Here is an 11,846-nt window from a genome sequence, read left to right as displayed (position 1 = left end):
CGTGTGTCACATTCTGCGGGGAGATGTAGGTCAAGCCGAGAGAGAAATTATCTGTAGGATTGTAGATGCCCCCCTATTTGAGCACCAAATCCGTAATCGTAAGAAGAGCCGTACCTTTGATCGAGGCTCTCATAGTCCAAGTGAAAGGCGAGACCAAATGATAAGCAATCAAAGGGGCGAAAAGCGATGGCCGGAGCAGTTTTGACGGTCTGCAGATTGGTGTACGCACCGGTAATGAGGGGTATCCCGGGGCCGAAAAAATTGGGCTGGTCCAAGTCTGTACCTCGATAATCAGCACCCAGGCCGGATGTGCCGTAGGCCGCCAGACCGAATCGCCATAACGGCATCGTTTTGGTTAGTTGTGTTAGTGGTATGGATAGCCCGATGGCGGGAATCATAAAGACATTGTTATTGGGGTCGGCTTTGATCGTTCCTCCTACACCAGGTCCCGTCACGCTCGCGCTGCTGTTGGGCGCCAAAAATGAGACGGCGAAATCAACCTGAGAATTCGGACAGTAGGGACCGAAACACATGGCGGCAGGATTGCTGAAAACAGCGCTGATTGCATCCATTGGGTAGGCGATGCCAACGCCGCCCATTGATCTGGAAATGGGACGAATCCCTATGAGTTGCGTGCCATTCGTTGCTGCCACGGCAAGATCAGGCAGCATCACAATCATGCATATTGTCATCAAGGTTCTAAACACTCGCTCCATAAGTCCTTCTCCCCTTTCTTTTCGTACGGCCGCTTCACGGATGAGTTTCAGGAATTCGCGGTGCCATTTTCATTCCCTCCGATTGGGAACCGCGACGTTCAATGGCGAATGAAACCCCATTGCTCATGCATCCGGCAGCTGCTCGCTTGTTCACTTCCTCACGCGGCGCTCTTATCCATTACTTGGCCATGCCTGCGGTATCCAGGCCGCCGCCGATAATACGCCCCGGTTTACTTTCTGGATGCATTTCGAGGGTAACGAACCGAGTCTTGGTCTTTTCAAACGTAAACTCTGAAAAATCCAAACCCAGCTCTTCGATCTGCCTGACCGACGAAACAGCTGTTGGATATCAGCTCCAGCGTTTTTGGGTACGCGCAGCAGGCAAGCTCTTTCGATCGAGGGGGTGGGAAAATGTCAGCAAACTCGGATGCCAGCTCGAACCTGAGGCAACAGCTCTCCGGAGGAACTGAGCTTTGGGGTCACCTGATCGCGATCAATGTTTATCTATATCGTGTTACTTTTAAGTGATACCGATAAGTGACATTTATATGCGCTTCGGATTCTCTGTCAAGTCCTTTTTTCCGTTTTTCTGTCCTCAAGCCGTAGCACCCGTTCCGCCTGCTCCGTTTATCAACACCACTCGACAAGGAAATCCGTGGGCCGGAGGAATCTGGGCTACATCGAGCACTCCAATGTAGTCTCCAACGTTAAAAAAGCCCTGATAAAAATTGCTTGACAAACAGCTTGACACGCATTTAGTATTTTCACCATTTAGTGTCACTATTAGGTGTTTTTATCTTTTCCGTATCCACTGTTGCTATTGATGACGCCTGCTGCAGAGCATTCACTGTTGAGACACCAAAGGAAAGTGATTGGAGAAGGTGCTTTGGGTTCGGACGTGCTGTTGCCTTAGCTGGCTGCCCAATGGTCGAGAGCGAGTGGGGGAGAGTGAAGCCTATGATCATCCAATACTGCGGAAAGTATGAGAAGTATGTGAGCGCCTATCACTGCGAATTCTTTAATGGAGGAAAGGGCTGCAGGTATTACAGCAACGCCCGGTGGAACCGCATCAACGACCTGCTGGTGGACAGAAATCGGCCCAAGCAGGATGTCCATGGCGTCATTAAACCTTTCCGGTGTAGTCTGATCGGTTAGGAGGACCGGAGCCCGGCGAACCAAACCGGCTGATTGTTTTGTATTGATGTCCGATTGCCCAATATGGAGCTCACATGATTCGAAGAGAAGATGCCCTACAGTACCATTGCCAGGGGCGTGCGGGAAAGATCGAGGTCCAGCCGACCAAATCCTGTTCCACCCAAAGAGATCTGGCCATGGCCTATACCCCCGGTGTGGCCGAACCATGCCGCGAGATCGAATTGAATCCGGACCGGGTTTTTGAATTCACTGCCAAAGGCAACCTCGTGGCTGTGATCACCAACGGAACGGCCGTGCTAGGACTCGGGCACATCGGACCGCTTGCCGGAAAGCCGGTCATGGAAGGAAAAAGCGTGCTCTTCAAACGCTTTGCAGATATCGACGTCTTCGATATCGAGCTGAATTCGACGGATCCAGACGAGATCATCCGTGTCGTGAAGGTACTCGAGCCGACTTTTGGAGGGATCAATCTTGAGGACATCAAGGCTCCCGAATGTTTCTACATCGAAGAGCGTCTGCAAGGGATCCTGAATATTCCCGTCTTTCATGATGACCAGCACGGGACGGCGATCATCTCCGGGGCGGCTTTGCTCAATGCACTCGAACTGCAGGGAAAGAAGATCAACGAAGTCAAAGTGGTCTTCTCAGGAGCGGGTGCTGCAGGTATCGCTTGTGCGGAGCTCTATATAAAGCTGGGCGTCAGGCGGGAGAACGTCTACCTGGTGGATTCAAAAGGCGTTGTCTACAAGGGCAGAAAAGAGGGCATGAATCCATACAAGGAGCGGCTTGCCAACGGCTCCGAACCGATGAGCCTGGCGGATGCCATGAAAGGCGCGGACGTATTTGCCGGGGTATCCGTTGCGGGCCTGGTTACCAGGGAAATGGTAAAAAGCATGGCAGATAAACCCATTATTTTCGCCATGGCCAATCCTGATCCGGAAATTGGATACAAAGACGCCCTGGAGGTACGCAGTGATTTGATCATGGCTACGGGACGTTCGGATTTCCCGAATCAGGTCAATAACGTGCTCGGCTTTCCCTTCATCTTTCGCGGCGCACTGGACGTCAGCGCAACCGCCATCAACGATGAAATGAAGATCTCTGCGGTGTACGCACTTGCCGCGCTGGCGAAAGAAGATATGCCCGATTCGGTAATCAAGGCCTATGGCGGGCAGTCCCTCCAATTTGGGCCACAATATATTATCCCCAAGCCCTTCGACCCACGCGTCCTCATCTGGGAATCCACAGCGGTGGCCAGGGCGGCGGTTGAAACCGGGGTGGCCAGAAAGCCCATCTACGATTGGGATGCCTACCGGCAAAACCTGGAAGGCCGTCTGGGGCGATCCCACGAGATTATGCATCGAATCATGCAAAAGGCCAAACGGGAGCCCAAGAGGATTGTGTTTCTCGAGGGCGGGAATCATCAAGTTCTGCGCTCTTGTCAGATTATCCTGGACGAAGGCATTGCCAGTCCGATCCTTTTGGGACCCAAACAGGAGATCGAAAGAGAAATCAAAAAGCTTCGCCTGGAGCTGGATGGAGTCCAGATCATCGAGCCGAAGACGTTCGAGCATCTCGATGACTACGCCGAGGAATTCTACAAGCTCCGATGCCGCAAGGGAATCACGCGTCGCGAGGCCCGGCATCTGCTTCAGCATGATCCCAATTACTTTGGTGCCATGATGGTAAAGGTGGGCGACGCCGACGGGCTGGTGGGAGGTGTCAACCAGCATTATCCGGAAACCATTCGGCCTGCCCTGCAGACACTTCCTCTCGACAAGAAGACTTCTGTCATCGCCGGTCTGTACATGATGGTCTTCCAGAACGACGTCATGTTCTTTGCCGATACCACGGTCAACATAGAGCCGACATCCGAGCAGCTTGCGGAAATTGCGATCTGCGCTTCCGATACGGTAAAGCATCTGGACATCGAGCCTCGCATTGCCATGCTTTCGTTCAGCAACTTCGGAAGCACTCGCCATCCTCATACGGAAAAAGTTGCCCGTGCAACCCAGATCGTCAAGGAACGGCGTCCGGACCTGGCCATTGATGGGGAGATGATGGCCGATACGGCCGTGGATCCCGAAATCCTCAACTCTGTGTATGACTTTAATCAGTTGAAAGGAAAGGCGAACGTCCTCGTCTTTCCATCCCTCGAGTCTGGAAACATCGCCTATAAGCTCATGGCCCGTTTAGGGGGGGCCAAAGCGATCGGTCCCATTCTGATGGGAACCAACAAGGCCATTCATGTTCTGCAGCGTGACTGCGAAGTCGAAGATATCGTCAATACAGCTTCTCTTGCGGTTATCGATGCACAAGACCACCAGTGTGTCATGGGAGAGCACTGATCGTGGAGGGGGTCTGTCAATGAGGAGGAGAGACCGCATTGGAAGAAGAAGCTTTTGCGAGGCAGAATGATGATAACGCGAGGGACCGGATTTTTCATGTGGCAGCAGCCCTCTTTGCGCACAAAGGATATGCAGGGACATCGACCGGCGAGATCACAAGGGCAGCGCGTGTCACCAAGCCCACACTCTACTACTACTTCAAAAGCAAGAAGAACTTGTACCTGACCATCCTTGGCGAAGCCATGAGGATCTTTCATGACAGGTTGAATCTTTCGGTGCCTCCATCTGCCGACATGAGAACGGGTCTCCGTTCCCTTTTTTACGGTATCGAAGGCCTTGTTCACGATCATCCTGACGTGGTCCGGCTGGTAAACGGATTCCTGTTCGGCCCGCGATCAGAGACTCCCTGCTGCGAGCTCTACGGATGCAGCTGGTTTGAAGAAGCTATTCTCAGCGACATCTTACGTCGTGGCGTCGGGGACGGAGAAATTTTTGAAAAGGACCTGCAAAGCATACTTCTGCTCATTACGGGAATGCTCCGCTGCATTCAGAGAGCTCCGGTGGATGGCGGTTTATTCCCGAATAGATTGAGTATTCACCACTACGTGAATGCGGTTGATCTCATTATTACCAACGGCAGAAGATCATGTACTTCCAGTGGCGACGAAGTCGATCAGCCTGCTCGGTTCAGAAACCAGCCTTCAGGTTTTGTGCACTCTTTGCAAGAGCTGGACCGACGACCTTTGGATGCGGTCCAAAACGGCCCGACATCTCGCTTTATCCTTCATGCGGAGTCCAAAATGCACAAATGATGTTGACTTACTATGCGGGACTCTACTCTGTGAATCATTCTCTATCCTCCAACAAAACTTTCAGCCATCGCCGCGACGTCTTTAAGACGCGGTAAACAACTCCAATTTTGCTTGTCTCATCAGAATCAGCGCCGTATGAGTTGCCATACACATCATCATTGCCTTCACACCGTTCCTCCCTTTTTGCACACCCTAACGTGTGGATAGCTTTGAGGTATTCCTCAGAAACGCAAACTTGACTCCTATATCCAAAATTTGTTTCCTATGGCTGATCCATGCAAAATATCTTCTTGTCAGGATCGTCGGAATGGCGTTTATAGTCCTCTGTGATAGTAGGAGTAACCGGACGCCGAAATCGCCGTTCTGAAAGCTTGCCACGACAAGACACACGCCCTCAAGATCAGGGAATCAAATGCAGGAATACTGTAGAAATGGGAGGATCACGCTTACATGAGCACTGAAAACAAAGTGTCGTTACCTTCTCATACGCCGCTGGTGGAGGACATTCGGCAATTGATCGACGCTGCCCGTGCACGAGTGGCAACCACGATCAATGCCGAGCTGACTCTTCTCTACTGGCAGATTGGATGGCGGATCAACGCGGAGGTCTTAAGGGGCGAGAGGGCTGAATACGGCAAGCAGATTGTCTCAACATTGGCAAAACAACTGACTCGCGAATATGGAAGGGGCTGGGGCGAAAAGCATTTGTGGCATTGTCTTCGATTTGCGGAGATTTTCTCGGACGAGCAAAATCTCTACACACTGTGTAGAGAATTGACCTGGTCGCATTTGCGAACCGTGATGTTTATCGACGACCCGCTCAAACGGGACTTCTACATACAAATCTGCCGTCTCGAACACTGGAGCGTTCGTCAGTTACAAGAACGCATCAAGTCCATGCTCTTTGAGCGCACTGCCATATCGAGGAAGCCGGAGGAAACCATACGCCAGGACCTGTATCTGCTGCGGGAGGAAGGAAGGCTCTCTTGTGATCTAGCTTTCCGCGATCCGTATGTGCTGGATTTCCTGGGATTGGCGGATTGCTACTCCGAGAGGGATCTGGAGTCGGCCATTGTAGCCGAACTGCAGCGATTCCTTATCGAGTTGGGTAGTGATTTCGCCTTTCTGGCCCGGCAAAAGCGCATCACCATCGACAACCGTGATTATTACATTGATCTCTTATTCTACCACCGTCGGCTGAAGAGCCTCGTGGCCATCGACCTCAAAATCGGCGAATTTGAAGCTGCCTATAAAGGGCAGATGGAGCTTTACCTTCGCTATCTGGAAAAATATGAACAGGTGGAGGGAGAGAACACGCCCATCGGCCTCATCTTGTGTGCCGGCAAAAACGAAGAGCATGTGGAGTTGCTGCAGCTCGACCGAAGCAATATTCGCGTGGCGGATTACCTGACTGTACTGCCTCCCCGTGAGCTTCTGCAAGCCAAACTGCATCAGTCCATAGAGATTGCTCGGCGGCGATTGTTGGTCGGTGAGAGGGAAGAATGAGCTCCATCTGTAAAAATGGAGGATAAGACCCGGCGGGCTGCCAACTTTGAAGTTATGTGTTCGGGGACAGTATTCACCAGACATGATTAAAGTCAAGTTGAAGAGCGGTATTTCCGATGATAGCTCCTGGTTGGGAAATCATGCTCAAGACCGTGAAAATTTGGGATAACAATCGTATAGGAACCATGCAGAGAGTGTCGTAGCAACGATTTGCTGCTTGGGACACAAGGTGATGCAGCCTGACACGGATGGAGTGACGAGACGGTGCAGCCCTTCTCGAAGCTGAAGGCCGCTATGTAAGGTTCAGCGGGGGACATCCAAGAGAAAAGTGGCTCCGGCGGAAGCAAAACAATTGGGGATTAAAGAGATCCTGGATACAATCCAAGAAAAACCATCTGCCTCCGTTTCATTTAGATGAGAATTACGCTAGGTTCTGTTGACATTTGGGTTCTAATTAACAGATGTCAACAGCACTACTAAATGATTTCTCAGGGCAATCGCTGTGGATAGATTCCCGTGGGGACTTCTCCAATGCCGACGATCGCGATTTTGCTCTTACTCATCTTTACCCCTTTTTCGCAGCCGAAGCTTTAGTTGCACCATGCCTGTGTTTCGGGAACCCCATTGGCTCAGCTCTGCGGGATGCTGTTGAGATCTCTTTTCATTAGTCTACATAGTTCGAACGAACATTCGTGACTATAGTTACTAGACAGTGTTGTGGCTGTCAACGGATAAACATTCTGCAACCCAAAATCGGGTGAACAGCTGTAAGAGACTGGATTAGCTACTGTTATTTCTATGAGAAAAGGCGTTCAGCAGACTGATTCGCTTCGGACGCAAAAAGAAACGCCTGGACTCTGTAGAATTCTACTCTATAGAGTCCAGCGTGTGAAGGGGGTGATGAAGGAAGCACGGAGGCACTGGTGGAGAGCTTGACATCCGCGGTTGCCTCCAGTAGTCTATATAGTGATGAATGAACATTCATTACCAAAATGGAGAGCGGATGATGAGCAATAAAGGGTTCATGCGGATCAATGAGCTGGAAAAGAGAGCGGGCGTCCCAAGGACGACCATACACTTCTACATGAGACAAGGCTTGCTCCATCCGCCTGTAAAGAGCGGCCGAACGATGGCCTACTACGACGAGAGTCATCTCAAAAGGCTTCAAAACATTCAAAAAATCAAGGCTGCGGGCCGGATGCCGCTTTCGTTTCTCAAAGAGAGCCTGGCGGAGCTGGAGGAAAGAGACGGCGAGAACAGGGATTCACACGAACCTGCGGCCAGAGAGATTACTAACACCACAAAGGCGAAGGACAAGAAAAGGCAGGAGATTGTCAACGCGGCCATCAAGGTTTTTTCCGAAAAAGGCTACCAAAAGGTCAAAGTCAGAGACATAACCGCCTCCTTGGGTATCTCGACCGGTACGTTCTACATCTACTTTGAAGACAAGAAGGAGCTCTTCGTCGATGTCGTGGATGCGGTGATACGGGCTATCATCGGCGATGCAAGGGAAGCCTTGAAGCAGGAGGAGAACATCGTTAAAAGGTTGTCGATCCGGGGCAGGATCTTTTATGAAAACTACTTGAAATACAATGAGATCTTGAATCAGTTGCGTGCTGAAATGGTCGGCGAAGACCAGTGGCCCCACGAGAAGATCAAGAAGGCCTATCATGCTCTTACCCAACCCGTCATCCGGGACATAGAAAAAGGAATTGAGGAAGGCATATTTCGAAAAATCGATCCAGACCTCACAGCATACACGCTGACCGGAATCATCGAAATCATGTGCTTGAGAACCACGATAAGTGGAAAATACACCTACGAGCAAATCGAACCGTTCATTTTTGACTTCATAACCAATGGCTTCATCCTTGATAAATGAAGAGGTATTACATCGAATCAAAGACGCCAGCTTTTCCTGCCATAGGAAATTCCCAGCTTGTTCATGCGCTTGCGTAGAGTACTTGGATTGATGTTCAGGATCTGCGCTGCCCCACCCGGTCCATAGATCTTGCCGCCTGCTTTCTCCAGGGCTCTCCTGATATGCCGGGCGTTCATCTCATCCAGCGGCACGAGAGGCTCATTTTGACTACTTTGGCTCTGGACGACCTTGTCGGGAGCTGCCAGGGGAAGAAGCGCTTCGAATGAGAGCGGTCCACCGGTACGGTGCTGTATGAGAGCTCGCTCGATCGTGTTTTCGAGCTCTCGTACGTTGCCCGGCCAGTCGTAGGCGGTGAGCGTGTCCATGGCATCGGGGGCGAGCCTGGGCCTTTCTTTGAGCTTAAGCTCCATGGATTTCCGATGGATGAAGTGGTGCACCAGGGATGGGATGTCGCCTCTTCTTTGCCTCAAAGGCGGGATCATGATGGGAAAGACATTGATGCGGAACCACAGATCCTCCCTGAATTGCCCCGAACCCACCATCTCCTGCAAATTCCTGTGGGTGGCCGATATGATACGGATATCCACGGGTATGGAACTGGTTCCACCCACCCGTTCGATCTCTTTTCTCTGCAGGACGTGCAGAAGCCTCACTTGGGCCTGGGCTGGGAGCTCTCCTATTTCGTCAAGAAAGATGGTACCCTTGTCGGCACGTTCGAAGCGCCCTCTCTTCCGGCTGATGGCACCGGTGAAAGCACCCTTCTCATGACCGAATAGCTCGCTATCCAGAAGCGTTTCAGGGATGGCGCCGCAGTTCACCTTTATAAACGGCCCGTCTTTGCGTGGGGAGGAGCTGTGGATCGCGTTGGCGATAAGCTCCTTTCCCGTACCGGTTTCACCGAGCAAGAGCACGGGACTGTCAAGGGGGGCCACCTGTTCTACCATTCTCATGACCATGTTCAGGCCAAAGTCCGCACCGATGATTTCATCTCCCGAAACCGAGCGCAGTTCATCCAGCAGGTATTTATTATCGTCAGCCAGCATCTGCTTGAACCGGATGACCTCCTGGTGCTCCAGCGCATTGGACATGGCAATGGACATCGGCTCCCGGAGCAGCCTGAGCAGCCGGGCATGCTCATCGGTATACTGATTCACACCGTCCGCCATCAATCCAAGGTTCCCGATCCGGCTCCCTTCGAGCTCCAGGACCATGCTCATATATGAAACGTTCTCTCTGAATCCAAGCCTTCGGAGTATCTCCGGGTTCACCTTGATTGGATCCGGCTGGTTCACGATCCGGATGACTTCTCCGGTTTTCCAGAAGGCTGCTCCCTCACGGCGCCCTTTCTCGGGCAAATGCAGGATGTGCTCTTCGCCTTCCGGCAAGACGGCGCCGACCAATGCCACGAGTCGTAGCACATTCTGCTCAAAATCCAGTATGTGCAGGTGAGCCTGCATCACAGGAATGAAAGCCCTGATGTATTCATAACAGCGATTCAGGGCCACTTGGATATCAAGGCTGCTGCAAAGACGCAGCGTTGCCTCGCGAAAAAAAAGGTCCTCGTCCACGTTTGTCATTTTCATTCCCTCCTCTTCTCCGCCATTGGCGGCATAAGTCACCATCTTCCCGGAACATAGCACGCATTCGGACCATAGGGCAATGAATTTCGTCCCATAGGACGAAACGTTCGGGCACGACAAGATCATTCTATTTAATTAATGGATTTTATAGCATAATTTAGATTGGCATGATTACTGCTCTATCGAAATGTCGGGATGCAAGCGCGACCGGGTTGAAGTCGCTGGGTCACAAGCACGATGGAGGACAAGATGGCAAAGAAAACAGTAAATAAAATGAATCTCGGGGAATCCGCGGGGATCGGTTCCATGGCCGCTCGTTCAGACATGAGCATCGAGGGCTTGCGACGCACGTTCCGCGAGCACCTCTTCTACACCCAGGGACGTTTTCTGGAAGGCCTGGAAGGCCCCGGCAAAAACGACCTCTATATGGCTCTCTTCCCCAGGCACATGGAGATCATCAACGAGATCAACCGTCGTTTCCTCGATGAGGTCAGGAACAGGTTCCAGGGAGACGAAGCCCGCGTGGCCAGGATGTCCCTCATCGACGAAAGCGGGGGACGTTATGTGCGCATGGCGCACCTGGCCTGCGTGGGCAGCCATGCCATCAATGGTGTCGCGGAGCTCCACACGCGGCTGCTCGAGCAAGACGTTTTGCGTGACTTCTTCGAGATGATGCCGGAGAAATTCAGCAACAAGACCAACGGGGTCACACCGCGCCGGTTCATGGTTTTGAGCAATCCCGGCTTGAGCCGTCTCATTACGGGAAAGATCGGCGAAACCTGGATCAGCAGGTCGGAAGAGCTTCGGCAGATCGAGAAGTTTGTCAACGACACCGCTTTTCGAGAGGAATGGCGCCGGGTGAAGCACGAGAACAAGAAGACTCTTGCCGGACTCATCCGCGAACGCACCGGGATCGAAGTTGATCCGTCATCGCTTTTCGATATCCAGGTGAAAAGGATCCACGAATACAAGCGCCAGCATCTGAACGTTCTGCACATTGTTGCCCTTTATAACCGCATCAAGGAGAACCCGGCGTACGACATGTGCCCGAGGACCTTTATATTCGGGGGGAAAGCCGCCCCCGGTTATTTCATGGCCAAACGGATCATCAAGCTGATCAACTCCGTGGCCGAGGTGGTCAACCACGACCCTGACGTGGCCGGACGCATCAAGGTCGTCTTCTTCCCCGATCTCAACGTCAAGAACGCGAAATTCATCTACCCCGCCGCCGACTTGTCGGAGCAGATCTCGACGGCCGGCAAGGAGGCCTCGGGAACCGGGAACATGAAGCTCTCCATGAACGGCGCCTTGACCATCGGGACCCTGGATGGGGCCAACGTTGAAATCAGAGAGGAAGTGGGCGCGGAAAACTTCTTCCTGTTTGGGCTCACGGCCGAGCAAGTGTGCTCGCTTCAAAAGGGCGGATACCAGCCCATGGAATACTACTCGAGGAACCCGGAGCTCCAGGGGGTCGTCGAGCGTATCCGTTCGGGCGATTTTTCCAACGGCGATCGGGAGTTGTTCAAACCCCTGGTCGACTCGCTTCTTTTCCATGACACCTTCATGCTTTTTGCCGATTTTGCGTCCTACGTCGATGTGCAGGGACAGGTCGATGCGGCCTACCGCGACCGGGATCGGTGGACACGCATGTCTATCCTGAACACCGCCCGTATGGGCAAGTTCTCCTCGGATCGCGCCATCCGAGAGTATTGCAGGGACATCTGGAACGCCAAACCGGTCCCCGTCGCTTTGGATTGATGCGTGGGAGCGGCTGAAAGCCGAGTTGAAAAACGGAACACTTGTGCCCGGCACGTCTGAAACTGAAGAAGGATCTCAGTATCTATGCA

General features: G+C 52.3%; 7 protein-coding genes and 1 pseudogene. 6 read left to right on the top strand and 2 right to left on the bottom strand.

Annotated features, from left to right (window positions below; genetic code table 11):
• Nucleotides 1-47 precede the first annotated feature (47 nt).
• Nucleotides 48-716 carry an OmpP1/FadL family transporter gene (locus tag QMG16_RS02475; protein WP_281792083.1) on the bottom strand — a complete coding sequence of 223 codons (669 nt, stop codon included), beginning with the start codon at nucleotides 714-716 and terminating at the stop codon, nucleotides 48-50.
• A 957-nt stretch (nucleotides 717-1,673) separates the two neighbouring features.
• Between QMG16_RS02475 and QMG16_RS02470 the strand changes: the two genes are divergently transcribed.
• From QMG16_RS02470 to QMG16_RS02450, 5 genes are all read left to right on the top strand, one after another.
• Nucleotides 1,674-1,871 carry a hypothetical protein gene (locus tag QMG16_RS02470; RefSeq protein ID WP_281792082.1) on the top strand — a complete coding sequence of 66 codons (198 nt, stop codon included), beginning with the start codon at nucleotides 1,674-1,676 and terminating at the stop codon, nucleotides 1,869-1,871.
• Nucleotides 1,872-1,945: 74 nt separating this feature from the next.
• Nucleotides 1,946-4,219, top strand: coding sequence for an NADP-dependent malic enzyme (locus QMG16_RS02465; protein ID WP_281792081.1), 2,274 nt, complete (start codon nucleotides 1,946-1,948; stop codon nucleotides 4,217-4,219).
• A 38-nt stretch (nucleotides 4,220-4,257) separates the two neighbouring features.
• Nucleotides 4,258-5,031 (top strand): TetR/AcrR family transcriptional regulator, encoded by a 774-nt coding sequence (locus QMG16_RS02460; protein WP_281792080.1) that lies wholly within the window; start codon nucleotides 4,258-4,260, stop codon nucleotides 5,029-5,031.
• A gap of 450 nt (nucleotides 5,032-5,481) precedes the next feature.
• The gene (locus tag QMG16_RS02455) at nucleotides 5,482-6,537 is read left to right on the top strand and encodes a PDDEXK nuclease domain-containing protein (RefSeq protein ID WP_281792079.1); all 1,056 of its coding nucleotides are present in this window, start codon (nucleotides 5,482-5,484) and stop codon (nucleotides 6,535-6,537) included.
• A 1,003-nt stretch (nucleotides 6,538-7,540) separates the two neighbouring features.
• Nucleotides 7,541-8,419: a MerR family transcriptional regulator gene (locus tag QMG16_RS02450; protein WP_281792078.1), complete on the top strand. Its 879-nt coding sequence runs from the start codon at nucleotides 7,541-7,543 to the stop codon at nucleotides 8,417-8,419.
• Nucleotides 8,420-8,436: 17 nt separating this feature from the next.
• On the opposite strand, the gene QMG16_RS02445 is transcribed toward QMG16_RS02450, so the two are convergent.
• Nucleotides 8,437-10,002 (bottom strand): sigma-54-dependent Fis family transcriptional regulator, encoded by a 1,566-nt coding sequence (locus QMG16_RS02445; RefSeq protein ID WP_281792077.1) that lies wholly within the window; start codon nucleotides 10,000-10,002, stop codon nucleotides 8,437-8,439.
• A 414-nt stretch (nucleotides 10,003-10,416) separates the two neighbouring features.
• Between QMG16_RS02445 and glgP the strand changes: the two are divergent.
• A pseudogene (glgP, locus tag QMG16_RS02440) lies at nucleotides 10,417-11,757 on the top strand (glycogen/starch/alpha-glucan family phosphorylase); the annotation flags it as partial.
• Nucleotides 11,758-11,846 lie beyond the last annotated feature (89 nt).

The organism is Desulforhabdus amnigena, assembly GCF_027925305.1.
GTDB lineage: Bacteria > Desulfobacterota > Syntrophobacteria > Syntrophobacterales > Syntrophobacteraceae > Desulforhabdus > Desulforhabdus amnigena.
The sequence above is the reverse complement of the archived record's forward strand: the minus strand, read 5'-3'. Positions and strand labels throughout refer to the sequence as shown.